The organism is Sodalinema sp., from assembly GCF_046483825.1.
Classification (GTDB): Bacteria; Cyanobacteriota; Cyanobacteriia; order Cyanobacteriales; family Geitlerinemataceae; genus Sodalinema.
In genome coordinates this window covers 1-25,523 of sequence record NZ_JAWOCL010000067.1, presented here as the reverse complement: position 1 = coordinate 25,523, position 25,523 = coordinate 1, and the positions used below count along the sequence as shown (strand labels likewise).

Below are 25,523 nucleotides of genomic sequence, written 5' to 3'. Positions count from 1 at the left end.
CGCGGAGCGTGCGCGTTAGCGCAAGCGCCAACATTACCCCGCAAGGGAGTCGGAGCCAACCATAGCTCCATGGAGGGGCAACCATACCCCTCCACCCCGCAAGGGGGTGCTGGCGGCTAAAGCCGCTTGAGTCGGTTTTCCTCTCCGCGATCAATCACGGAGCTTCCAACCCTCCCAGGAGTTTTACGTGAAAGTTGTGCAAATTCTCATTGTCTCGATGGTTCTGCTGGCGATCGCCTCAGAATTAGGACTGCGTTGGTTTCTCGGCTTTGGGAAACCGGTTTTATATGTGGCTGATGACGCCACGGGGTATCGTTTGGCCCCGAATCAGCGCACCCGCCGCTTCGGCAACCGTATTAGTGTCAACGAGTTTTCCTTGCGTGGCCCCGCCATGACCCCGGAACCCGACCCCGACATTCACCGAATCTTACTGTTAGGGGATTCGATCGCCAATGGGGGCTGGTGGACCGATGATTCTCAGACCATTTCGGCCCAGTTGCAGGAACGTCTAGGGGAGGCGATGGGGTCGGTGGAGGTCTTGAATGCCTCGGCCAACTCCTGGGGACCGCGCAATGAATGGCAATATATCCGTAAGTTTGGCATTTTTGGTGCGTCGGATGTGGTACTACTGCTCAACACGGATGATCTGTTTTCCCGTCAACCGACGTCTGTGGTCGTCGGACGCGATCGCAACTATCCCGATAAACGACCCCCTCTGGCTTGGCTGGAACTGATTAACCGGTTTCGCCCCCCAGCCGAGATCCCTGAGTTGGCCCAAATCCGTCAGCAAGAGGGGGATGTTGTCCAGAAAAATTTAGAAGCCATTGGCCAAATTTGTGCTGAGTTAGAGGCGCGACAGGTTCGACTAATGATTTTCTTAACCCCCTTAAAACGAGAATTGGGAGAACCAGGACCGCGACCTTATGAATGGGAGGCTCGCCGTCGCCTTGAGGCGTATCTTGAGGATTGTTCGGCGACTTATATCGATGTTTTACCGATTTTTAATGGACTTAAAAAGTCGGAGGAATTATATCGAGATAGCATTCATTTTAATGCCTCGGGCAATCATATTTTAACGGAATTACTGTATTTGAGACTCTCTGGAAAACATGAAATTCCCCTCTGGACTCCCGGTTAATTGACTCAAGATTGACGTTCGGCAACGGGTTAGACTTGACGGTTTAGCTGAAAGTTTGTTTGAGGTTAAAGTGGGGGAGCAAGATTTTGATTACTGTGAAGATTCTATGAAGTTTCTCTAAACCCTGAGCGATCGCCAAAATAACCGGGCTACAGTGGAATAACCAACCTCACGCCCTGATCTACATTCTAGCCACTGCCACCATGACCCCAGTCCCACAGCCAATTCCCTTCGTCGATCTGCACGCCCTTCACCAGCCGATTCAAAAGGAACTCGATGCAGCCATCGCCCAAGTCTTAGAACGGGGTGACTTTATTTTAGGGCAGGCGGTTCGTGACTTTGAAGCCGCCTTCGCCCAAGCCTGTGACGTTGAATATGGTGTCGGGGTGGCCTGTGGCACTGATGCGATCGCCCTGGGATTACAAGCCTGTGGTATCCGTAAAGGGGATGAGGTGATTGTTCCGGCTAACACCTTTATCGCGACGGTGATTGGTGTTCTCCATGCTGAAGCCACCCCGGTTCTCGTCGATTGTGATCCCCACACGGCCCTGATCGACCTCGATGCCGTTGAACAGGCCATTACCCCCCGAACTCGGGCGATTTTACCGGTTCATCTCTACGGACAGGTGGTATCGCCACGAAAACTACGGGAGATTGCCGCCATTCATAATCTGATTATCTTTGAAGATGCGGCCCAAGCACACTTGGGCCAACGAGATGGAGAAATCGCCGGTTCAATCGGTATGGCGGCGGCCTTTAGTTTCTACCCCAGTAAAAACCTGGGAACGGCAGGAAATGGGGGAATGGTGGTTACCCAGAATCCCGATGTGGCCGAACGGGTGCGATCGCTCCGCAACTATGGCGCCCCCAAAAAGTATGTTCACGTTTACCGAGGAACCAACAGCCGCCTGGATACCTTGCAAGGAACAGTCCTGAATGTGAAACTCCCCTATCTCGGGCAATGGAACCAACAGCGAAACCACGCCGCCCAAACCTACGATCGCCGACTGAGTCCCCTCAAGGAGTTGGGCGTTGTACCGATGCGAAATGACTGTGGCCCCGGTCATGTTTATCATCTCTATGTGATTCAGGTCGACAGTCCCCACGGGAATCGCGATACCCTCAGTCAAGCCTTAGCCGAACAAGGGATTCAAACGGGGATTCACTACCCAATTCCCTGTCACCTGCAACCGGCCTATCGCAATCTCGGCTATAGTGCGGGTAATTTTCCGGTCTCGGAACAGTTGAGTGAACAGATCCTCTCATTACCGATGTATCCCGGCTTAAGTGATGAGGACATTGAGCGCGTTGTCTATGCCATTAAAACCCATCTTTCGACCTCCTCTTCAGCTTAACCTCAAATCAGTTCTGTATCAGCTAAAGACATGACCGTACAAACTCCCCTGAAATATCACCTACAACGACATTCCACCGAAATTATGGTGGCAGTTTTGCTGGCGGTTTTATACATCCCCTTAATTCTCTATTGGTATGATGGCTGGCTCAATAAAAGTATTAGCCTAGAGCATGAATACTACAGTCATGGCGTGATTGGTTTACCATTTGCCGCCTATATTGTTTGGGAAAAACGGCATCAATGGCAAAAGCTCCCCGATTGCTTTAACCCTTTTGGTGCTGTGTTACTCGGGTTAGCCGCCGTGTTTTATCTCAGTGGTGTTCCTGATTTGGTCAATCTCTCTTTACCCATCATATTGTCGGGACTTTGTTTTGGTCTTAAAGGCGTTCGGGGGATGAAGCTGTTTAGTATTCCTTGGTTTCTGGTTTTGTTAGCCACTCCCACGGATATTCCCTATTTAATTGCCCCATTTTCCTATCCCTTACAAAGCTTTATTGCTGGCACAGCGGGATTTATTTTGACTCAATGGGGATTTGATGTGAACGTTCAAGAAATCTTCATCTATGTGGGGGGGCGTATCGTGGAAGTTGCCCCGCACTGTGCCGGGTTTAAGATGCTGTTTACAACCTTGTATGTGGCGTTAATGTTGCTCTATTGGACTGGGGCATTTAAATCCCGTAAAACGGTGGTTGTCTTTCTCTTCTGTGGCGTTATCATTAGTGTGATTACTAACATTTTACGCAACACCTTTTTAACCCTCTTTCATGGCCAGGGCTATGATGATCTATTTCACTGGCTTCACGAAGGTTGGGGGGGCGATATGGTGTCGGCTTTTATGTTATTGGCCCTAGTTCCGACTCTCATTGCGTTAGAAAAACTGCGGGATGCGCTCTCAGGAACAGGGACAACGGAATCGATTTAACAGATCCCTATAGGGAATCCCCGAGTCTTCAGACCGGGGATGAGTCAATCATCCCGCTGACGCTTTGCGTGTAGCGGGACATTCTCCGTTCACTCCATGTTTTCGATCTCCAGAGGTTCGATCGCCTCGGCGGGTTCATAGCCAAAGACACGGGAATAGAAATAAAACTCCGCTTCTAAGGCCCGTTTGATATTAGCCGCTTGACGAAATCCGTGAGACTCGCCCTCAAAGGGGACATAGGCCACCGGTAGGCCCTTCTCCCGCAGGGCCTCAACCATACGTTCGGCTTGATTGGGGGGGACGACTTTATCCTCAAGTCCTTGGAAGAAGACCACGGGACAGGAGAGGCGATCGGTAAAATGAATTGGCGATCGGGCCATGTAGCGTTCTTTGTCCTCGGGATAGGGACCCACCAGACGATCCAAATAGCGAGACTCAAACTTATGAGTATCCGTGGCTAGGGCTTCGAGATCACTAATTCCGTAGTAACTGGCCCCGGCTTTGAAGGTATCCCGGAAGGTTAACGCCGCTAGGGTCGTATAGCCTCCGGCGCTACTACCGGTAATGGCCAGGCGATCGCCATCGACCCAACCCTGTTCGGCTAAAAAATTAGCCCCATTGGCGCAATCATCGACATCCGCGATGCCCCATTGGCCATCTAACGCCTGGCGGTAATCTCGACCAAAACCCGTACTACCGCGATAGTTCACATCCAAAAAGGCAAAGCCGCGACTGGTCCAATACTGAACCGACAGCCGTAAGCCGCTAGAGGCGGCCGCTGTGGGGCCGCCATGACTTTTGACCAGTAACGGGGGTTTCTCCCCTTCTAAGGGGTCATAATCGCGGTTCTGGGGGGGATAAAAGAAGCCATAGGCTGTCATCCCCTCGCTAGTGGGGAACTCAATCGGCTGCGGTTGCGAGAGATAGCCGGGATCAATCTCTAAGGTCGTCGATCGCCGCAACACCTCGACTTCCCCCTCATCGAGATCCATTAACAGAAAGGCACTGGACTGGGTAGCGGAACCGCCTAAAAAGGCCAGGCGATCGCCGTGAGCGGTCAGAGAGGAAATTTGGCTGTAGGGGGTTTCGAGATTTTGCAAACGGCGGCTTTTCGGGTTGAGGGTAGCTAACTGCCATAATCCCCGCTGGGTATAGGTGCAAACCAAGCGTTCAGCACTGAGGAACGTATAGGTGGACATCCCAAACACCCATTGAGGCGTGGCAAACTCAGCATTGAGGGGAAATAGGGGTTCAACGCCGTTGTCTCCCTGGCGGTAGAGATTCCACCAACTGGCGCGATCGCTGACAAAATATAGCACTCCATCCGGGGACCATTGAGGGCAAAACACCGACTCAGCCGTTCCCCCAGTAATCTTCTTCGGTGCAGTCAAGCGTCCCGCCTCCGTCAGCTGTGCCGTCCAGAGTTCGGTTCCATCCCAGGGGAGATTGGGATGATTCCAACTCAGCCAGGCTAGAGTTTGCCCATCAGGACTGAGGCGAGGCGAGGCGTAGAAATCACTTCCCGACACCAACACCTCCACAGAACCATCGAAGCCAACGGCGACAATCTCATTTTTGGCTTCCCCGTCACCGCGATGATCTTCACGGACTCCAATCAACCGCGATCGCATCCCATCGACGCGAAAATCCGCATAGCGTAACTCCCCCTCAGGGGTTAGGGCTTCGGGTTCGCCGCCGAGACCTTGTCGATACAACCGTCCATCAGCGAAATTCGAAAAATAGACCATGCCATCGGCTACCGTAAAAGCGGCACCGCCATATTCATGAACCCGATTGCGAACGTTATACCCCCCAGGCGTCACATCCTCAACCCCGCCATCCGAACGGCGACGGACTAACACATTGCGTCCTCCTTCCGAGGGACGACGTTCAAGCCAGTAGAGGCGGTCTCCATCCGAGGCAATGCCTCCTAAGCCAATGCTTTCAGAAACAATCAAATCAGCAGTAATGGGGGATTTCCAAGCACCATAGGCTGCTTTTTGCTTTAGAGAGGAAGTCATGGGAAGCCTTTAAGAAAGTCGGTGTGTATCGGATCAGCGGGACAATCAGATCTGGACCATCAAGGGCAATCATGAACGACGATCGCGCCTCTCAATCATCATCATTGGAGATGAGGGCATTACCATCGCCACCGAGGAGTTCGGCGATCGCCTGATGTTCGCGAGGAACGCGGGAGGGGGGGTCCTGACGAGCGTCGGTAATCAGCCAATCGAGGGCTGCCGCCTGGACATCAATGGTATTGCCGAGGCGATCGACACAGTAGCGTCCAAAGACCAACTTATCGACCAAGCGAATGCCTCGCCCCAAGCGGGAGTAGTCAAAAATCACCGTATTGTCCACCGTGGCATTGGCCCCGATGCGACAACTCGAGCCGATGGCCGTCGGTCCAATAATTTTAACCCCGTCTTCAATGCGCGTCATTGAGCCAATATAGACCGGCCCTTGGATATCGACTTTATCCCAGTTCACGACCACATTCAGGCCCGTATAGATACCGGGAGCCACTTCTCGTCCGGGAATATCGACATTGCGGACTTCACCACGCAACACCGTACGAATGGCTTGCCAGTAGTCGGGGACACGTCCAATGTCAACCCATTGGAAATCCATGCTTAACCCGTAGAAGGGAGCGCCCATTTCCACGAGTTTGGGGAACAAATCCCCACCAATATCAAATTCCGTCGCCGAGGGGATATAGTCGAACACCTCCGGCTCAAAGATGTAAATCCCGGTGTTGATGTTATTGCTGAGGGCTTCATCAACACCCGGTTTTTCTTGGAAGGCTTTAATTCGGCCATCGTCATCGGTGACGACCACGCCATAACTCGAGACTTCCTCTTTGGGGACTGGCTTGAGAATCACCGTGGCCACGGCTCCTTTTTTGCGGTGCCAGGCGACGGCTTCACTGATATCGAGGTCAATCAGGGCATCCCCACATAGAACCACGAACGTATCGTCAAAGAAGGGATAGAAGTCCTGAATTCGCTTCATCCCGCCAGCGGAACCGAGGGCTTTGCCGACGAGTTCGCCATCAGCGGTAATTTTCCCTTCAAAGGAATAGCCAATTTGTACCCCGAACCGCTGTCCATCCCGAAAGTAGTTTTCAATTTCGTTGGCCAGGTGGCTAACGTTGACCATAATCTGGTCAAAGCCATTCTGACGTAGCAGATCCACAAGAAATTCCATCACTGGCTTTTGCAGGATGGGGATCATGGGTTTGGGAATGGTGTAGGTAATCGGGCGCACGCGGGTACCTTTTCCCGCCGCTAGAATCATCGCTTTCATGAATTTCTCTGTTCCAACCCTTGGTCAACTGGCTAGTTTGATGGATCTGCCGATGCGGATGCCGATTTCTTTCTCACTATACGACACGATCGCCGAGGACAAAACCAATTTGGGGCATTCCTGGGGCGAACGATCGCGTTGAGTTAGGCGATTTCCGGTGCGATCGGCGACTCTGGAGTCAATTTAATCTGTATCTCTCGATAGAACTGCTCCTGGAAAAGTTCCACCTTAGACTGGGAGGCCAAAAGCAGCAAGGCCCAAAAGATGGCGACTTGACGTTCGGCGAGGCTTTGTTGGCCCTCGCTGGGGCTTCTCCAGCAGTCGAGGAGGCGATCGAAACTCACCCACGCTTCTCCGGCGGCGATGCTATCCCAGTGGTGCAGTAGGAAGGTTTCGATCTCCTCGGCGGTTTCGGTGAGGTTTTCTTCGTGGGCGAGTTCGCCGATTTCGGCAGCGGTTTCGAGTTTTGTGCTTTTTCGGCGGCGGCGCGATCGCCCTTCTCGGGGGTCATCTTCAAATTGTTGGGCGATGGTTTCGAGTTGAGCAATCATCTCGCCGAGGCTGACGGGCCGGCTTTGTAAGGGGGGCGCAACGGCCCGTCGTTGCAGTTGGGTTTCGAGGCGGAAGGGGAGGGATAATTGTTGTCCATCGCCCTCAACGGGCCAGAACGCTTCGACGAATTCCTCGGGTTCTTCGTCGAGGGGGGCGCGCACGAGGGTATCGGCTTTGAGGAGTAATAGCATGGAGGCATAGAGAAAGGCTTGTCCTGAGCGGGACAAATCTGCTTCATAGGGAATCCCCCCTGGTGAGAGACTGGGGGCTAATTGACTGAGGTGGCGATCGATCACCTCGATCACCTGAACATCCCAGGGATCAATCTCTCCTCGTTCGGCCAAATCGAGGAGCAGTTCAATAGCGTCTTGAGCAAGCGATGTAGTCACAGGGCGATCGAAAATTGATGAATAATCAAATGAATCAGGAAAAATGTTTCCCTTTCACAGATACGGTTAGATACGGATGGATATGGAGCGATGAGACACAGCGATGAGATACAGCGATGAGGTTGCGTAAACGGGTTTTAATTTTAGTCGGAACTGGGGAGGGGCGAAAACTTGCCCGCCAAGCGTCGCAACGAGGGGATATTGAGGCGATCGCCTCTCTGGCGGGCCGCACTCGTCACCCGGATATTCCCATTGAAACCACCCGCGTCGGCGGTTTTGGTGGCGTTGAGGGACTACGAGAGTACTTGAGAGGGCAACAGATCGAGGCGGTTGTCGATGCGACTCATCCCTTCGCGGCCCAAATCTCTCAGAATGCGGCCCAAGCCGCTCAGGAGGCAGGGATTCCTCATTTACGGCTGACTCGTCCTCCGTGGTCGCCCCAGCCGGGCGATCGCTGGTTGGAGGTGTCGAGTTATGCTGAGGCGGCTCAGCGAGTCCCTCAGGTGGCCGGGCGGGTCTTTTTAACGATTGGTCGTCAAGAGTTGGCCCGTTTTGCTCAGGTGCGACAGGTGTGGTTCCTGATGCGTATGATTGATCCGCCAGCGGCGGATTCTCCTCGTCCTCCTGGGGAGATTCTGTTGGCCCGAGGGCCGTTTTCCCTCGATGACGAGCGGAAGCTTTTGCAGGATTATCAAATTGGGGCGATCGTTAGTAAAAATAGCGGTGGCGATGCGACCTACGCCAAAATTGCAGCGGCCCGAGATTTGCAGCTTCCCATCATTATGGTGCAACGACCGGCCATGCCGACTGGGGACTGTGTGAGTGAGATTGCTGATGTGTTTGATTGGTTGCATGGCCTCGGGACATGAGGGAAACGATAGACTCAGCCTCTTTTCAAGGCTGAGTCTCGGCCTGGCGGGCCGCTCAGGGGGGATAATGGCCCTGTTCTACTATCACGTCGACCATGGGGTTTGAGTACGATTGGCTGGTTGTGGGAGACAGTGATGGGGCGGCCCATTCGGCGTCCTTGGCGGCGCGATGGGGAGCGCGGGTGGCCTGGATCTTGCCCCAGGGCGAGACTTGGAGGCGGCGGGTTTGCCATGAGTTGGCGATCGCTCAACTTCGGCATTCCTCTTCAACGGCAGATTTGGCGGCGAATTGGCGCTTGGCTGAGGAAACGACTGAAAATTTAGCGATTCTCCGTTCTCCGGCGACTCTCGCTCTGCAAGGGGTGGATGTCCGCATCGGTTCTGTTGATTTTGCCCTCCAGCCTCATTTACAGGTGCGGCTGCGAGAGGTGCAGGACTTGGGTTTGGTGCGGGAGTTGCGATCGCGCCACTATCTCCTCGCTCCTGCACCTCAACCTCAGATTCCCCCGATTCAGGGACTCCAGGAAACCCCTTATTATCACCTCAACGATCTCAAACCGCTCCTGAGTGGGAAACTTCCTCAACATCTGATGATTGTCGGAGCGGATCCCCAGGGGGCGGTTTTGGCGCAAACCCTAGCTCGTTTGGGGGTTTCGGTCCAACTTCTGGTTGGTGAACCTCTTGTGTTACCGTACGAAGATCCAGAACTTGGGCAACGGCTGCAAGCCCATCTCGAAGCGGCTGGGGTGAAGGTTCTCTCCCGAACCCCGGTGACGCAAGTGCGCCAGATTGACGACAGAATTTGGGTTCAGGCTGGGAGTCAGGCCCTAGAGACTGACGTCTTGGTCTTGGCGGAGGGATGGCAGGGAAATTTGGCGGGGATAGGGGTTGACAAATTAGAAATAAAGTGCTACGGAGGACGAACTGGGACCAGTCCCAACTTAGAGACGGCCCAGGGAGGTGTTTACGCCTGTGGTTCGCTGTTAGGAGGGTATTGCGATCGCGAACTTGAACGCTACGAGGCGGAACTGGCGACCTACAATGCTCTGGTTTTACCGCGCGATCGCCTCGATTACAGCAGTTTACCCCGTATCATCTCAACTGATCCCCCCATCGCTGCGGTTGGCTTAACGACTCCCCAAGCTCAACGGCGGTTTGGGGACGAGTTGGTGACGCTGTCATTACCCTTGTATCAGGTGGACTCGTGTCAGCGACGGGGACACCTCGATGGTTTTGCGAAGTTGCTGGTTCGTCCCTCGGGACAAATTGTTGGCGCTCATAGTCTCGGAGACGAGGCGCCGCGATGGATTCAGGCGATCGCGATCCTGATGAAACAGAGATCTCACATCGGCAACGTCGCCACTCTTCCACTTCCAGATCGAGATCTCTTTGACGGCTTCCTCCGACTCTGGAACCAGGTTTGGCGACAACAGCATCCGCAGCTTCATCGTCTGCAACAAGCCTGGTTTGACTGGCGACGTTAACGGTTAATTGAGTTAATTTTTTGAGTCAACATGAAAGACCATTTCGCAATCAGCTTCGCTCCCCTGTCTTTAACGGACGCCTATCAACGAGCCGATGACTCGGGTAATGGTGCGATTGTCGTGATGAGCGGCATGGTACGGGATAACACCGAGGGACGAGGGGTAAACTATTTGGAGTATCAAGCTTACGAACCGATGGCGTTGGAGGTGTTTCGTCAGATTGGTGAGCAAATTCGTCAACGCTGGCCCACTATCGGATCTCTGGTGATTCATCATCGTGTTGGCAAGCTGACGGTGGGTGAAATTAGTGTGTTAGTTGTGGTGGGTTGTCCCCATCGTGGTGAGGCGTTTGAGGCGTGTCGGTATGCGATCGATACTCTTAAACATAATGCTCCCATCTGGAAAAAGGAGCATTGGCAAGATGGGGCCAGTAGTTGGGTGAGTATTGGAGCCTGTGAGGAGACTCATGGTCGTGGAGAGTTGAGGATTAACAGTTGAGGATTGACAGTTGAGGATTGACAGTGACAACTCTGTACGTCTTTGCAAAATAGCGCTTTAGAGTATTTTGTTTGTCCTAGTTGGTCTAAGAACTGACGACAGCTATCGGGCGCTCAGGGACAAAAAAAAGGGACGATCATGTCCCTTTTTCCTCTTCTCGCTTCCTTATTCTAATCAACTGTCTCGGGCTTTGCATCCCATGCCCAGGGAGTTCTAGGATGGACGGGTTCATGGTTAATGCAACGGTTGGAGGGCGATCGCTGGCCGGGAGTGATCGGTCGACTCTTGTGGAGGTTCTTGGCTATAGACGACTTCAACCATAACAATGAGAAGCATTCCCGCTAAGAGGAAGATACTAAACCAGCCGCCGTTATCGTCGTCAGCGTCTAAAGACTTCTCATGACGAGAATTATGACGAGAATTATGATGTGACAAGTTCTTGGAAAAGTTACAGTTGAGGCAGGTCCAGCGGGTTTCGCTTTCCTGGACAATGCTGTGACGCCCGCAGCGTGGACATTCTGGCGCACTTTTCATGGTGGATACCCCTGGCGTTTACACCAATTTGACTACGTCATTTCTATGCGCCCTGTTATTCCTATTTTCCGGACATCTTGTCAATCAGAGGTTGTTTTAGGACAGTTTAGAAATTGGCAACTATTCGGTTTTTGAGGAGACATTAAGTCTCAAAGTTACGTTCTAGATCCTGAATCACTTTGTCGAGATACCAGGTTTCGGATTGGTTGGGATAGTAGCGTCGTGCCTGTTCGAGTAGGCGTTCGGCAATTTCCCAATGTCCACCAACCAGCATCCGCAACCGTTCTTTGCGGGGAGAATCAACGTTTTCGGAAACCCTCGAACTCGATGATGTTGGGTTTTGGCCCGAGGTCGTGGAACTCGAAATTCCTGATTGTAGGGCGTTGAGCTTTTTCAAGGTAGCGTTATAGTTCTCCCAGTCTTCGGCGTCGCAAAATAGGGATACGGCGGTCTGATAGTCGGCGATCGCCTGGCGAGTTTCTTCGAGGCGTATGTAGGCCATAGCCCGATTGAGATAAATTGAGGCACATTGATCATCGAGGGAAAGGGCCTGTTCATAGGCGGCCATGGCCTGTTGATGATCGCCAATATCCCGAAAGGCGTTGCCCTTAGCGACGTACACCAAGATATCCTCGGGGTTGAGTTGCAAGGCCCGTTCAAAGTCCGCCATGCCGCCGGCGCGATCGCCGAGTTGAAAGCGAACCTTACCTCGGTTCCGTAAGGCCAAAGCGTTCTCTGGCTGTTGCTGTAAGGCTCGATTAAAGTCTTTGAGGGCGTTTTCGAGTTGATTCAGTTTTAGATAGGCCATGCCTCGACAGCAATGGGCCTGGGCATCCCCATCGTCTGCTTGCAACACCCAATTTAAGTCATTGAGGGCGCTTTGGACATGACCGTGACGAATGCGATCGAGTAGTTCTGAGTAGATATCCCCGACGGTTGGCATCGTTGGAGTGGGCGATGTTTCAGGAGACGGCGGCGGCGTCAGTTTAGATTTGGATTGGATTTGGGCGATCGCCGTTAGACAGGCTTGGCAATTCTCCTTATCCTTGCGATCGAGATAGAGTTGAGCGGCCTGTTTGAAGCTGGCGATCGCCTCAGGGATATCATTAAGTTTACGGCAGAGAGTTCCCCGCAACCGTTGTCCAGCGGCGTGTTGGGCGTTCAATCGTAGGGCCACGTCGATATCCGACAAGGCCCCAGTATAGTTTTTCAACGCCAGGCGGGCGATCGCTCGTCCATAATGAGCGGCGAAATCCTTAGGATGCAGTTTAATCGCCTGGGTATAGTCAGAAATCGCATCATGAATGCGCCCAGCATCATAATAGGCCAAACCTCGCTGGCGATAGGCGATCGCCGATATGGGGTTGGCCTCAATGGCTTCGCTGAAGGCGGCGATCGCTTCGACGTAATCTCCCGCCTTTGCCTTGGCAATTCCGTTATCAATCCACTCGTGTTCCACAATCGCAACGCTCGCGAACGACCGAACGCGCTCATCAAAGATTACAGCGTTGGCTTCCTACCCAAAGAAGTGCTTTCGACTCCGAGGAGTGACGAATCTTACCTTCTGGCGATAGGCTTGACCCCGCGTCCAAAGGGTCAATGACATGGAGAATCAAGCAATGCTTGTATGGATCTGGCTTAGTTTTCGCCGAGTGATCTTCCATGTAAGGCTGCCTGAATTCTATCACAGGTGGCCACCGTGTTCATCCCGACATTGACCCGGTTGGGTCAAGTGCGGGGCGTCTCGTGGAATTAGCTAAGACCTTGCCCTCTCGGCACACCTTGGATTTTAGCCGCTGAGAGTCACGAGAGTCGATGCTCGGGTGAGCTAATTGCGATCCCGAGCGCCAGGCAACCATCAAGTACGTAAAAGAAAGTGCCAGAATAGAGATAACAGAGATAACCATGCCTGAACCGCAACCCACTGTCTCTCAGGACTCTCCCGGTGTTCCCATGAGCCAACTTCCGATATTTACAGACCAGGGATATCATGTTCAGCGTCAACTCGGCCAAAACCGAGCCGGTGGACGGATGACCTATCTCGCCCAGGCGGATCACTCTCCCCATCCCGTCGTTCTCAAAGAGTTTCTCTTTGGAGATGCGGCTCAATGGTCAGCCTATGACAGTTGTGAACGAGAAATTCAGGTCTTGAAGGGGTTGGATCATCCCGGTATTCCCCGCTATCTCGATTCCTTTGAGACTGACAATGGCTTTTGTTTGGTGCAGGAGTATAAACCCGCTCCCTCCTTGGCAGAAATGCGGAGTTTTTCCCCGGAGGAGGTTAAGGAGATTGCGATCGCCCTCCTAGAGATTCTCGTCTATCTGCAAAACCGTATTCCCCCGGTCATCCACCGAGACATCAAACCCGAGAATGTCTTAGTCTCCGAGCAACCCACCTCGAAGGGCCGACAAGTCTATCTGGTGGATTTTGGCTTTGCTCGCATTGGCCAGGGCGATGTGGCCATGAGCAGTGTTGTTAAGGGAACGCTGGGGTTTATGCCTCCGGAACAACTATTTAATCGTCCTCTGACGGAAGCCTCGGATTTATACGGCGTGGGTGCTACCTTAATCTGTCTGTTGACGGGAACGAAATCGCAGGACATTGGTGAGTTGATGGACGATCGCTACAGCATCGAGTTTGAGTCTCGGGTTCCTAAACTGAGTTTGCGCTGGGTGGACTGGTTAAAGACCCTGGTGCAACCCTCTCCTAGTGACCGGTATACCAATGCTGCCGAGGCGTTAGCTGCCCTCAAGCCCATTTATGTCAATCGCGTGCCTAAAGTGGTCGCCAAGCCTGATTCTGTGGTCTTGGAGGCAACGCAATTGGGGGAACACATTGCCGAAACGGTGATGTTGAAGAACCCGGTTCCTGAGACGGTGTTACAGGGTCGTTGGCGAGTCTTACCGCACCCGAAAGACCCCCCCAGTCACCCCGGAAAACATCATTGGTTGCGGGTCACCCCAGACCGGGTTGAGGGGAAGCAGGTGTTATGTCGGGTACGAGCGAATACGGGCAAACTGGTGGCGAATTCTGTCTATGAGCGGCGTTTAGTGTTTGAGAGTAATGCCGAGCCACAGGTGTTGGAACTGGCGCTAACGGTCAAAACGGCTCCCGCTCCGGTGCGGCTTCCGGCGTTACCGACCAAACGGCTCGGGGTGTTGTTTGTCTCGGCCACGGTTCTCTCGTTTGGGGTTCATGTTTGGTGGGGGACCCTGGTGGCACTGGCCGACGCTCTAGCCCAGGCTCTTGATAAACTGTGATCAGGGGCGATCGCTCGGGGGTTAGATACAGGGCTGGAGACAGAGTTTAAATTTCTCACTAAAATTGTTTAAAGTTACTCAAGCTTTAAGCTATAATCAAATCATGAGTAAGTTTAGCATTTCCGAAGCCGCAAAAATCAAAGGAGTCTCACCATCGACGTTAAGACGTTGGGAATCAGAAGGGAAATTAATCCCCGAGCGCACAGCGTCGGGACACCGGAGATACTCTATGTCTCAATTGCTCGGTGTTGAATCTCACAGAGCGTACACAATCGGTTATGCACGAGTCAGTAGCCACGACCAAAAACAAGACCTAGAACGTCAAAAGGAAATTATTGAATTGTTCTGCGCTCAAAATGGTTGGGAACATGAGATTATCCAAGACTTAGGCTCTGGGATGAATTACAGTAAGCGTGGGTTAAAGCGTCTTCTGAGGTTAATCACATCGGGTGAAATCGACAGACTGGTTCTGACCCACAAGGATAGGTTACTTAGATTCGGGTCTGAACTGGTGTTCAGCATCTGCGAGCAGTTTGGTGTAGAGATTGTGATTATCAATCGGACTGAGGATGCCAGTTTTGAGGAAGACTTAGCCAACGATGTGTTAGAAATCATTACCGTGTTTTCGGCTCGTCTTTATGGTAGCCGAAGTGGTAAGAACAAAAAGATGGTCGAGGAGTTCAAAAAAATCAGTGAAAAGCTTTAAGACCAAGCTAGACTTAAATAACCGACAACGAACGCTGATGGCGAAACATGCCGGAGTAGCTCGGCACGCTTGGAATTGGGGACTCGCGACCTGTAAGAAAACATTAGAAGCCGGAGGTAAACTCCCGAGTGCTATAGACTTACACAAGAGATTAGTCGCCGAGGTAAAAAGTCAAAATCCTTGGTACTATGAGGTTTCCAAATGTAGCCCTCAAGAAGCGTTGCGTCACCTCAGTCAAGCGTTTAAGCGAGTTTGGCAAGTCAAAGGAACAGGTTTCCCCAAGTTTAAGAAAAAGAATGTCAAAGATAGTTTTTACCTGGAAGGAAGTATTAAAATTTCCGGTTATTGGGTGAAGCTACCTCGGATCGGTTGGGTAAAAAGCCACGAACAGTTACCGCCAGCTCATCCCAAAAACGTCACGGTCAGTAAGCAAGCAGGGGACTGGTATATTGCCTTCAAAATTGATTTTGAACCTCAAGTCACCCCCAAAATAAGGGAGCGGATTGGGGTAGATGTAGGAATTAAAACTCTGGCCACCCTGAGCGATGGTAAAACCTATCCCAATCCGAAAGCTTATCGTCAAGCTCAGAAAAAACTAGCCCAACTCCAGAAAGAGCTTTGCCGCCGTCAAAAAGGAGGTAAAAACCGAGAAAAAACTAAACTCAAGTTAGCTAAAGCCCACAGACGTATCGCGAATATTAGAGCCGACCATCTACACAAGTTAACAACTTACTTAGCCAAGAACCACGGCGAAGTAAAAATCGAAGACTTAAATGTGTCAGGGATGCTCAAAAATCATAAGCTGGCTGGTGCTATTGCTGATGGTGGGTTTTATGAGTTCCGTCGTCAGCTTGCGTATAAATGCCAGTGGTATGGAAGCAAATTCACACGAATTGACCCGTGGTATCCTAGTTCGCAGATCTGCTCCCACTGCGGACACCGACAAAAAATGCCCCTGGACAAAAGACAGTATGACTGTCCGAACTGTCACGTCTCCATAGATCGTGATTTAAATGCGGCAATTAATTTGGAAAACGCGGAGAGTTCAACCGTGTAAGCCTAGTGATGGAAAGGTCTCGGAAGATCCAAGCTAGGAACTAAACATCAAATGATTAAGTTTGAGTAAGTTTTAGAGAGCGGTTATCATCCATGCACCGATCGCCACATCTGTTGACTTTGGGGCTAGATGGTGGGTTTAACCCGCTTGTATTTCATGGGTCCGATTGATGCGGAAGCCTGACGGGGTGAGGTGTACGAATCCCCTCCTGACGGCGACATCGGCTCATCCTCGGTTTCTGGCGGTTCATTGTCTAAGAAGCTGGGGATTTTTGGTCTCGGGTGACTTCAAATCGCGTTCCCACGTGAGCCTCGAAACATCGATCGCCGAACTCTTGCCACAACCGGGCGATCGCCTTGGTTCCGGTGCAGTGGTTGGCTCCAATATGCTGGATATCATACTGGGACAGGGTTTCCATTGTCGCGGCTAATCGCTCTTCAGCGGCGTGCAACAGGTGCATCCCTCCCATCACGGCGTAAATTGGCGAGTCGGTGACGTCGCGGATCGATGCGAGAATGTTGATAATTCCGGCGTGAGCGCATCCGAGAACGACGACGATCCCTTTTGGGGTTTCAATGAATAAGCTGCGATCGTCGAGAAGTTCGTCAACCTGCTGGTGTTCGGCATCGTGCCAAAATTGTCCCCCGGTATCTTCTAAGGGATGGCGACGGGGAATGGTTCCGGTTAACCACAACCCAGACTGAATTTCGGTTGGTTCGGCGGTGACGACTAACCGTTTGACGCGACGTTGTAAGGCTTCGAGGTTCCGTAAGGGGGCGCTAATGTCGCCTCTGGGGCTATATTTTGGCTTGAGGCTCTCTGGATGGAGATAGAGGTCGACGCGATCGCCGCAAATGGAGAGAACTTCTGAGAGTCCCCCCGCATGGTCGTCGTGACCGTGACTCAGGGCGATCGCATCGAGAGACGCTAAGGGCAAGTTCAACCGTTCGGCGTTGTGTGTCAGGACGGCTCCTTGTCCGGTATCAAACAAAATTCGCTGTCCATCGGCTTCAATCCACCAGGAGAGGCCGTGTTCTCCCAATAGTCCCCGTCCCCGAGCTGTATTCTCTACGAGAACGGTAATGGTGAGATGTTGAATCATGGCTGCGATCGATCCTTGACTTGACATTTAACTGATTTTGTGCATATCTCAATTTGAGATGATTGACCTCTTAATCTTGCCTCTTTTAATCTTGCCTCTTTTAATCTTGCCTCTAACTATAGCGGCTTTAGAGTTTTTGCCAATTCCAGGGGGACGACGACATCCCTATGACCGGCCATCGTTCCTGTTTTCGGTGCCGTGGAGTCTTCTGGATGATTTTACGGAAAAGTGAATAAGCTCGGAGGCTCCAGAAATACATCTAATCAGTAGAAACTCGTAGGGAGTATCAGTGATGGTTCTGGATATTGTGACTTTGGATGGCTTCGATGTTGCTTTTGCCACCTCTGGGGATGATGTGATTATTATGGCTGATTTGCCGTCAGAGCAACTCGATCGCCTCCAGAGTTCGCCTCTGACGGATATCGTCTTTCTCGTGGATGGGGATAATTATCTGGAAAACAATGATGTGGGACGATGGCTCTTGGGGGGACCCGGGAATGACACGATTGTTGGTGGTGCTGGGGATGACACGATTTGGGGCGGTTCGGGGAATGATTCTCTGATTGGGGGACCGGGTCACGATGTCCTCTGGGGAGAGGAGGGGTTGGATACGCTCACCGGTGGGGATGGCTCGGATTGGTTTATTTTGGCTGATTCTCCGGCGAACCGGGATGTGATTACGGATTTCACCGGGGGTCAGGATAAAATTTTCATCCCTACTGAGGTCTCGTTGGATAATCTTCAAATCCAAAATCCGCTCACGGGTCCGAGTTTAATCCTCCAAGATGGTGTGCCGCTGGCGGTTATGTTAGACCGTCGTGTTCTGTTGTCTGAGGGAGACCTTTTGAACAGTGAAGTTTTGGCATCTACCCGGAACTTCATTATCTCGATCAATCAGGTACTACTCGAAGATCCGGAGAATGCTTTGCTGTATAACGCTCGTGGTGAGGCGATGTCCTATTTGGGACGACATTCGGAAGCGATTGATGATTTTACGATGGCCCTCTCTCTCGACCCTGAGAATGCCTCGCTTTATTATGCCAATCGGGGTTTTTCGTTCTCTGTGTTAGGCGATCGCGAACAAGCTCTGGCTGACTATAATCAGGCGATTGAGGCGAATCCTGAGAATGCTTCCGCTTTTGCGGGCCGAGCTGGGGTTCACTGGGGTTTAAATGAGCCTGAGTTGGCTCTACGTGATTACACTGAGGCGATTCGCTTACAACCGGATGTTGATTGGATTTATTTCAATCGCGGTGTTGCCTATGCTCAACTCGAACGGTATGACGAGGCGATCGCCGACTTTACGACTGCCATTGACCTCAATCCTGATGGTGTACAACCCTATCTATATCGTGGTATCACCTATCAAGAGACTGGCAATATCAGGGCAGCAGTGCAAGATTTTGAACGGGTGATTGAGTTGGATGAAAACTATGCCGATGCTCACTATGCTTTGGGTGTGACGTATCGACAGTTCTTTGATTTAAGGGCATCGCGAGCTAGTTTTGAGGAGGCGGCTCGTTTGTATGAGATTCAGGGAAATGATCAGGGATTGTTGAATGTGGCTCAGGAGATGATTCTGTAAGTTCGGAGGGTGAATATCTGATGGGTTCTTGTGTTGTGGCTGAGAGGGGAGGCAGAGCCTCCCAGTTGGCATTCCTAGGCAGAGCCTAGGAACGAGGGGAGAATATCACTAGACGGCTGCTGACGCCATCCCCAAGGCGCGATCGCACCTTGGGGATGGCGTCAGATTACGTCGGATGACCATGGAGATGAATAAGATCCACACCCTCAGAAATACTTATTAATGATGGCACAGGGCAACAGGGCAATCTCTGAGCAACTCGACCCCGACTCGAATAATCTGCGAAAATTTCTCAATTATCGCCGTCCACGCTGTGCCACTGTCGCTTCTTGCAAGGTTATGGATAACGCTTTTCGCTATTGGCAACTGGTGCGTCTGACATCATCGGGCCAGTCTCAGCCTCACGTCAAACCTCAGGTTCAAACTTGGCTGCAAACACGCTTTGGGAACCTCCTTCTCGATCCAGATTACCCAGAACCGTACCTTCAACGGCAATTATTGGACAACTGGCGTCAGGGAGAGGACGAAGCAGATATCGCTCAGTTGAGTCTTCGTTGCTTTATTAGCCATCAGATTCGCCAAGCCTGTCTCCATCTCAGTCAACGCTATCAGGACTGCTATGGACTCTACGCCGATGAGTTATTTCCCCTGGTTCTCGATGATGATGGGACCCTATCGTCCCCGTATTGTCCTCTGAGTTTGGATATTTTGGAGAGTTATGACCCTAACAAGTCTGCCTTGAGTACCTGGACTCGTCAACTCACCTACAACCATCCGGGATTGAATCGCGTACTCTTAGATAAGGGCATCTATCGGGCCAGCGATTGGGCTATTCTCAATGATACCAATGCTGAGCAGTTAGAACGGATTTTGCGGCAATATCACCTCTGTAGTGACCATGAAATCAGTCAGTCCCTAAAGCTGTTACAACAGTATCAACGGGTGTATCGACGCGATCGCCTATTGCAACGGCGTGACGGTCAAACCGGACGATGCCAAGTTCCTAACAAGGAACAATTACAACAGATAAACCCCACGGTTTCTAGCAAGGTTGTCCTCAGACAACTCAAACAGCTTGCAGCACAATTGCGTGACTATCGAGTTCATGTTCGCTGTGGTCATCCGAGATGCTACTCAGTGAAAAATGAACAGGAATTAGAAACCTTAGTGGGGCAACAACCCGGACATGAACCACAACTTGAAGATGAGTCGGAGGGCTTTTTAGAGGTCTATCGACAGGCGCTTGATGAGTCTCTGGCTGGGGCGATCGCCCAAGTCCTAGACAGCAATCTAGCTCGATTGCATCGTCGTCAACCCCAACGCGCTTATGGCTACCTAGAGGGACTCCATCTATCCCAATGTGAGGGTCTCTCCATGACAGAAATCGCGCCCAAAATTGGACTAAAATCCCAAGTCCAGGTGACGCGACTACTCAATCTCAAACGGCTGCGATCAGAGGTGCGCCATCTCCTGATTGCACAACTTCATCAACGGCTAACCCAGGAAGCCCTCAACTACATCTCCGTTGAGCGTCTCCATGCCATTGATCAAACCCTAGAGACCCTACTCACTGAACTGGTAGATGACCTAATCAGAACATCAGCGGCCGGCACTCAATCCGCAAAATCTAATCGACAAATCACTCATTTTGATGCCGTATTATGTCAAGCCATTTGTTCTGTTCACAAGCCGTTTAAGTGATAGGCGTAAAATCTCAAACCTTGCGTTTTTTCCCCTACTTTATGTCATTATGACTTACTCAAGTTACTACCAACTTCTCGACCTTGACCCGGATCAAGGGACAACCGTTCACCTAACCACGGGAGCCGTCAATTGGGCGGTTGAAGTTTGTCAACAAGAACGCGATACCGATCATCAATGGTTTTGTTTTCTGCGAGCTATGGCCATCAGGGGTTTACAGGAATGGCTCGATCGCGGCGCTCAGGCGTTATCCCTAGAGTACAACAGCGAAACTCCCCCCAATCCGGGCGTCAACTGTCACGTAAAAGGGTTTCGGCTTTGCTTACTCGTCCAAGGAAGCCTCACCGATGGATTAATTTCTATTCCTCGTTATACCCTCAAAGATCCCTTAAACTTTGCCCATCTCTATGTTTTGGTTGAAGTCCATGAAGAAGCCGACGAGGTGAAAATCTTGGCGGGACTGCGGCGCGATCACCTCGTCGCCTTAAAAACCTCAGGAGAACTGGCCCTAAACCGTAAAGGCCATTACTATGTCCCCCTAGAAGAGTGGGATTTATCTCCCGAAGATCTGCTTCTCTATTTCCATTGTCTCAATCCCCAACAGATCGAAGACAAAGCCGCACAACTTGACACATCCAGCCCTGAATCCAGCCCTGAATCCAGCCCTGAATCCAGCCCTGAATCCATATCTGAGGGCGATCGCGATTCCCCAGGAGAGACACTTCGCGACGGCCCAATTCCGGCCCACTGTCTGTGTCAGCAACAACCCTTAAACGTGCGAGATTGGCTCAGGGACAAACTCGACGCCGTGGCCCAACGTTGGGACTGGACCCTACTCCCTCCCCTAGCGACATCGCATCAGTTGATGTCCGTCCAAACCCCCGCCGAAGAACTCGAAACCCTACTCCGGGATTTAGAACACCAAGGGGTCACCATTCCCGACCATGCCAAAGGGGCCTATCAGGAATTACAGGCCCAGGGAATCCCCGGTCGCTTGTATGCCTTGATTTGGAAAGTCTTTGACTCCCACTATTCCCCTGAATGGTCCTTATGTCTCTTCCTCGGTCCCCGGCCTGGAGAACCCCTCGAACCGGGAACCCAACTGATTGTCCAAGATGAGACCTCGATCTTAGTTCGCCAAACGCTTACAGAAGACTCAGGAAATGCCTATCTCTATACCCAAGTCATCGGTCACATGGATGAGCGCTTTACCGTCAGTATTATCTCCGGTGAAGGAACCCCGCTGACCCTTCCCTCCTTCGCCTTTCAGTCCTGAGTCGATGTCCTGTTGCCATGACCTACCGACTGAGTATCCATCAAATTGAGCAGAGTTGTCTATTTGACCTAACTTGGGGCAACGGACAGCGATTAACGGCCAGTGTCCCCTTTCCCGAGATCCTGTTGAGTCTCTATCAAGCCTGGCGACGAGCCTATTTAGGCTATTACAAACAGGCCCTGCGGGGACGAGTGGCAGCAACGGGACAGGTGAAAGGCTCTCCGGTAGATTGGCATAGTCAACTGGTTCAGGCGGAGGCTCGCTTTCTCTCAGAGTTCCATCGTTGGCTGAAACAGGGGGAGTTGTTTGATTTGCGATCGCAACTGGCCACTCCCCGCGACTCCCTCTCGGAACTAGGAGGAGATGCGGGGAAACCCGGGGGCAAAACCAGCTTATTTCTCACCTGTAGCCCCCTAGAAATTGCCCGTTTTCCCTGGGAAACTTGGGAATTTGGACGGCATATCGAGGTGGTGCGATCGCCCCCTCTCATCCGCGCCCAAACCCTGCCCCGTCAGTCGTTCCGACGAGGGAAAGCCCGAGTTTTAGCAATTTTAGGAGATGAGACGGGACTCAATTTTACGGGTGAGCGTCTGGCCCTGAAGCGTCAACGGCATCTGTTGGATGTTCACTATCTAGGTTGGCAACCGGGGGAAGAAACCCGCGCCCTGAAACAGCGGATTTGTCAAGCGATCGCCGACCCCAAAGGCTGGGATGTTCTCTTTTTTGCTGGTCATAGTAACGAGTCAGCCTTGCTCGATGGACAAGTGGCGATCGCCCCCCACACCGCCCTCTCCATCAAAGATCTCAGTCCTTATCTACAACAGGCCCAACAACGGGGCCTACAATTTGCCCTCTTTAACTCCTGTTCCGGCTTAGACATTGCCCAGTCCCTCATTAGCCTTGGATTAGCCCAAGTGGCCATCATGCGTGAACCCATCCACAATGAAGTCGCTCAGGAGTTTCTGGTGCAGTTCTTACAAGGTCTCGGAACCGGAGACACCGTACAAGCCGCATTACGGGGCGCCTGTGAGTTCCTGAAATTAGAGAAAAATCTTACCTATCCCTCCGCCTATTTAGTCCCCTCTCTATTTCGCCATCCCGATGCCCAACCCTACCAGGTGCAACCCTGCGGCTGGCGGGGACTCTGGCGACGTTGCCGACCCAGCAAACTCGAAGTCATCGGTGTGAGTAGTCTACTGCTGTTGAGCCTCGTCCCCAATCTACAACATGAGTTATTAGAGCAACGAGTGGCTGTTCAGGCCCGGTATCGCCATTGGACCGGTCAAGTGGCCGTCGAGGAGGTTCCGCCGGTGTTGTTGGTGATGGTGGATCAACAGACCTTTCAACGGCAAAACTTGACCCACTATAAACCCATTGACCGTCAGCTTTTAGGGACGATTTTTGCGGCAGTGATGGAGACGGGAGTGCCGGTGGTGGGGGTGGATTATCTCTTGGATTTACCCGATCCTCGGGGTCAGGATGAGGTGATGCGACAGGTGTTAGCTGAATCGGTCCAGCGTCAAATTTGGTCGGTGTTGATTACAGTCCGCAATCCTGGCGGCGATTGGATTCCGGTTCATCCTCATGTGGCGGAAGGGTCATGGATTTTACAGGGTGATGCTTGGGTTCCCTTTTGGCGGATTCGTCCCCGCCGCCCGTCGTCTCGTCATCGCAACGCCTTTAGTTATCAGTTGGCGATCGCCCATCGTCTCGGACAACAGCCTCTGGATGAGTCCCGAGGGGAGTCACGGGAGCGTCAAGTCCAGCAATTCCTCCAGGATGACCCAGAACAAGGCTTATCTCCTTGGGCGGAGTTGCATCCCGTGACCCTGTTTTCCTATCGCCTGCAACAGCGTTGGCTGCAACCGCTACTGGACTTTTCTCTCCCCCCGGAGATGGTTTATGAGACGATCGCCGCCTGGGAACTGTTGGAGTCAGGGGAATCGGCGTTAGGGGAGTTGAAGCGACGGGATTGGTCCGAGGCGATCGCCATTATTGCACCGGGAGGCTATTACGAGGCGGGGATTGACCGGGATGGGGGCGATAATTTACCCTCCCCGGCGGCGATCCGCTATTGGCGACGACAGCGGGGACAGGCGGCGATGGGGTTCACTGGGGGAGAGGCTCACGCTTATATGACCCATCATTTTTTAACCAATCATCTGGTGATTCCAATTCCCGATAGCTGGTGGCTGTTGGGGATGGCACTGATCTTGAAAGGAGGGACAATTTATGCTCAGGAGGGTTTGGCGTGGCGCGGTCGTCGCTGGCTGTGGTCTGGGTTGGGGGCGATCGCCGCCTATGGTCTGTTCTCGTTACAACTCTATATCACGGCTGGGGTGCTTTTGCCCTGGTTGTTTCCAGGGTTGGTGATCGCGCTGTATAGCTTAGAAATTTGGCAGGAGGACGGTTTATGAAAGGTTTAGGGTGTACGGCAATGGCTCTGATCGCGGTTCTGGGATTATCGAGTCCCGTTTGGGGGCAATCGTCCCAGGAGGAGAGCAGTGCTGATAATGTCGAAGATCCCGGACCCGGTCGTCCGTCGGGGTCTCGGGACTTGCGGTTGTGTTTCCAAGTGTCCCAGTGGTTAGACATTGCGGTTCCCGCACACTTCGCGAACGAGCAGGAGTTTTCCGGTTTCTTGGAGAACTGGGACAATTTTAGGTTCAGTGATGTCGGGTTAGAGCCGGGAACCTTGTCCCAGGAGACATCCCCGGTCCGCTTACCTAGTGAAATCACGGAGATGGTTGAGTTGGACTGGCGATTTCCTCAACACTCGGATGTCCCACAGATAGGGGTTGTCGGCTGTTTTCCCTCCTGGATACCATCATTTTCGCGAGAAAGTGAATAACTGTTGTATCTGTAGAAATACATATAATTAGCACTATGATTTGGGTGAACCACAATGAATCTGCTACTAGATTTGGGACTTTCTATGGCCATGATGCCCGCAACTACGATTACAGCTCCCCTAGAGCTGTTGAGTTTGGAACGCCAACCCGAACGACGCCGACGTGGCTCTCAGTTGCCGCAGCGGCATCACGAGGGGGTCGCCTTATCGTTTGAAGACTGGATTCGTGAGGGGTTTCGCCATTTTGAGGGCGATCGCTTTGAGGAGGCCTTAACGGTCTTTGATGGGGTGATCGAGGCCGATGCTCGCATTGCGATCGCCTGGATGGGGCGCGGGTTTGTGTTAAATGAGTTGAAACGCTATGACGAGGCGATCGATGCCTTTGAGCAGGCGTTGAACTTAGACAAACACCTCTATTATGCCTGGGTGGGATTGGGACGTGCTAGGGAGGCCAACGGCTCCCCCGAGTCTGCCTTATACGCCTATGATCCTGCCCTGGAGCTTAACACTGAGATTGTTTGGGCCTGGTATTATCGAGGCATCTCTCTGATGACCTTAGAGCAGTATGAGGAGGCGTTGGAATCTTTGGATCAGGCGTTACGGTTGAGTCCTCAATGGGCCTCAATCTGGCACTGTCGCGGCTGGCTGTTGGGAACGATGGAACGCTACGAGGCGGCGATCGCCTCGTTTGATCAGGCATTAGCTTTAAACCCCCAAGACCCCTGGACTTGGTATTATCGGGGTTTATCCCTGGCCTTTGCCGGAGAACCCCAGGAAGCGTTCGAGTCCGTCAGCCAAGCCTTACGGATTAAACCCGGTTTAAGTCGCGCTCAAGACCTATTTGAGCAGTTACAGTGCCTCTTGAGCCACTAAAATTGGGGCCGCATCTCGTTGATTCATCTCGTTGATTTATCCGGTTGGGGCGAGTTCGTGGC

21 protein-coding genes are annotated in these 25,523 nt (G+C 52.2%); 15 read left to right on the top strand and 6 right to left on the bottom strand.

The window, feature by feature from the left end; genetic code table 11:
* Positions 1 to 187 precede the first annotated feature (187 nt).
* The 3 genes from R6U67_RS04310 to crtB all read left to right on the top strand — a co-directional run bounded on the left by R6U67_RS04310 (position 188) and on the right by crtB (position 3,417).
* Positions 188 to 1,138 carry an SGNH/GDSL hydrolase family protein gene (locus R6U67_RS04310; RefSeq protein ID WP_410251413.1) on the top strand — a complete coding sequence of 317 codons (951 nt, stop codon included), beginning with the start codon at positions 188 to 190 and terminating at the stop codon, positions 1,136 to 1,138.
* Between the two features lie 203 nt (positions 1,139 to 1,341).
* Entirely contained in the window at positions 1,342 to 2,493 is a 1,152-nt protein-coding gene (locus tag R6U67_RS04305; protein WP_410251412.1) for a DegT/DnrJ/EryC1/StrS family aminotransferase, read from the top strand.
* Between the two features lie 30 nt (positions 2,494 to 2,523).
* Positions 2,524 to 3,417, top strand: coding sequence for a cyanoexosortase B (gene crtB / locus R6U67_RS04300; RefSeq protein ID WP_410251411.1), 894 nt, complete (start codon positions 2,524 to 2,526; stop codon positions 3,415 to 3,417).
* 89 nt (positions 3,418 to 3,506) lie between these two features.
* On the opposite strand, the gene R6U67_RS04295 is transcribed toward crtB, so the two are convergent.
* The 3 genes from R6U67_RS04295 to R6U67_RS04285 form a co-directional block, all read right to left on the bottom strand.
* Entirely contained in the window at positions 3,507 to 5,438 is a 1,932-nt protein-coding gene (locus tag R6U67_RS04295) for a S9 family peptidase (protein WP_410251410.1), read from the bottom strand.
* A 91-nt stretch (positions 5,439 to 5,529) separates the two neighbouring features.
* Positions 5,530 to 6,723 carry a sugar phosphate nucleotidyltransferase gene (locus R6U67_RS04290; RefSeq protein WP_087706144.1) on the bottom strand — a complete coding sequence of 398 codons (1,194 nt, stop codon included), beginning with the start codon at positions 6,721 to 6,723 and terminating at the stop codon, positions 5,530 to 5,532.
* Positions 6,724 to 6,866: 143 nt separating this feature from the next.
* On the bottom strand, positions 6,867 to 7,664 hold the full coding sequence (locus R6U67_RS04285; protein ID WP_410251409.1) for a segregation/condensation protein A: 798 nt from the start codon (positions 7,662 to 7,664) through the stop codon (positions 6,867 to 6,869).
* Between the two features lie 116 nt (positions 7,665 to 7,780).
* On the opposite strand from R6U67_RS04285, the gene R6U67_RS04280 reads away from it, so the two are divergent.
* The 3 genes from R6U67_RS04280 to R6U67_RS04270 all read left to right on the top strand — a co-directional run bounded on the left by R6U67_RS04280 (position 7,781) and on the right by R6U67_RS04270 (position 10,515).
* Positions 7,781 to 8,533, top strand: a complete 753-nt coding sequence (locus R6U67_RS04280) for a cobalt-precorrin-6A reductase (RefSeq protein WP_410251408.1) — start codon at positions 7,781 to 7,783, stop codon at positions 8,531 to 8,533.
* Between the two features lie 95 nt (positions 8,534 to 8,628).
* Positions 8,629 to 10,017, top strand: a complete 1,389-nt coding sequence (locus R6U67_RS04275; RefSeq protein ID WP_410251407.1) for an FAD-dependent oxidoreductase — start codon at positions 8,629 to 8,631, stop codon at positions 10,015 to 10,017.
* A gap of 30 nt (positions 10,018 to 10,047) precedes the next feature.
* Positions 10,048 to 10,515 (top strand): molybdenum cofactor biosynthesis protein MoaE, encoded by a 468-nt coding sequence (locus R6U67_RS04270; protein WP_410251406.1) that lies wholly within the window; start codon positions 10,048 to 10,050, stop codon positions 10,513 to 10,515.
* Positions 10,516 to 10,749: 234 nt separating this feature from the next.
* Here R6U67_RS04270 and R6U67_RS04265 read toward each other — a convergent pair whose 3' ends face one another.
* Both R6U67_RS04265 and R6U67_RS04260 read right to left on the bottom strand, forming a co-directional pair.
* Positions 10,750 to 10,950 (bottom strand): hypothetical protein, encoded by a 201-nt coding sequence (locus R6U67_RS04265; protein ID WP_410251405.1) that lies wholly within the window; start codon positions 10,948 to 10,950, stop codon positions 10,750 to 10,752.
* Positions 10,951 to 11,191: 241 nt separating this feature from the next.
* Positions 11,192 to 12,508, bottom strand: coding sequence for a tetratricopeptide repeat protein (locus R6U67_RS04260; protein ID WP_410251404.1), 1,317 nt, complete (start codon positions 12,506 to 12,508; stop codon positions 11,192 to 11,194).
* A 446-nt stretch (positions 12,509 to 12,954) separates the two neighbouring features.
* Here R6U67_RS04260 and R6U67_RS04255 point away from each other — a divergent pair, with 446 nt between their 5' ends.
* From R6U67_RS04255 to R6U67_RS04245, 3 genes are all read left to right on the top strand, one after another.
* Positions 12,955 to 14,310, top strand: a complete 1,356-nt coding sequence (locus R6U67_RS04255) for a serine/threonine protein kinase (protein ID WP_410251403.1) — start codon at positions 12,955 to 12,957, stop codon at positions 14,308 to 14,310.
* Positions 14,311 to 14,413: 103 nt separating this feature from the next.
* The gene (locus R6U67_RS04250) at positions 14,414 to 15,016 is read left to right on the top strand and encodes an IS607 family transposase (RefSeq protein ID WP_410251402.1); all 603 of its coding nucleotides are present in this window, start codon (positions 14,414 to 14,416) and stop codon (positions 15,014 to 15,016) included.
* Complete coding sequence (locus R6U67_RS04245) at positions 14,949 to 16,073, top strand: RNA-guided endonuclease InsQ/TnpB family protein (RefSeq protein WP_410251401.1); 1,125 nt, start codon at positions 14,949 to 14,951, stop codon at positions 16,071 to 16,073. The genes R6U67_RS04250 and R6U67_RS04245 overlap by 68 nt, the downstream gene beginning before the upstream one ends.
* A gap of 253 nt (positions 16,074 to 16,326) precedes the next feature.
* On the opposite strand, the gene R6U67_RS04240 is transcribed toward R6U67_RS04245, so the two are convergent.
* On the bottom strand, positions 16,327 to 17,202 hold the full coding sequence (locus R6U67_RS04240) for an MBL fold metallo-hydrolase (protein ID WP_410251400.1): 876 nt from the start codon (positions 17,200 to 17,202) through the stop codon (positions 16,327 to 16,329).
* A 265-nt stretch (positions 17,203 to 17,467) separates the two neighbouring features.
* Between R6U67_RS04240 and R6U67_RS04235 the strand changes: the two genes are divergently transcribed.
* The 6 genes from R6U67_RS04235 to R6U67_RS04210 all read left to right on the top strand — a co-directional run bounded on the left by R6U67_RS04235 (position 17,468) and on the right by R6U67_RS04210 (position 25,461).
* A complete protein-coding gene (locus R6U67_RS04235) occupies positions 17,468 to 18,760 on the top strand; it encodes a tetratricopeptide repeat protein (RefSeq protein ID WP_410251399.1) in 1,293 nt (430 codons plus the stop codon).
* Between the two features lie 339 nt (positions 18,761 to 19,099).
* On the top strand, positions 19,100 to 20,461 hold the full coding sequence (locus tag R6U67_RS04230) for a hypothetical protein (RefSeq protein ID WP_410251398.1): 1,362 nt from the start codon (positions 19,100 to 19,102) through the stop codon (positions 20,459 to 20,461).
* 49 nt (positions 20,462 to 20,510) lie between these two features.
* A complete protein-coding gene (locus R6U67_RS04225; protein WP_410251397.1) occupies positions 20,511 to 21,737 on the top strand; it encodes a DUF1822 family protein in 1,227 nt (408 codons plus the stop codon).
* Between the two features lie 17 nt (positions 21,738 to 21,754).
* Entirely contained in the window at positions 21,755 to 24,154 is a 2,400-nt protein-coding gene (locus tag R6U67_RS04220; protein WP_410251396.1) for a CHASE2 domain-containing protein, read from the top strand.
* A complete protein-coding gene (locus tag R6U67_RS04215; RefSeq protein ID WP_410251395.1) occupies positions 24,151 to 24,588 on the top strand; it encodes a hypothetical protein in 438 nt (145 codons plus the stop codon). The genes R6U67_RS04220 and R6U67_RS04215 overlap by 4 nt, the downstream gene beginning before the upstream one ends.
* Positions 24,589 to 24,678: 90 nt before the next feature.
* Positions 24,679 to 25,461, top strand: a complete 783-nt coding sequence (locus R6U67_RS04210) for a tetratricopeptide repeat protein (protein WP_410251394.1) — start codon at positions 24,679 to 24,681, stop codon at positions 25,459 to 25,461.
* Positions 25,462 to 25,523: the final 62 nt, after the last annotated feature.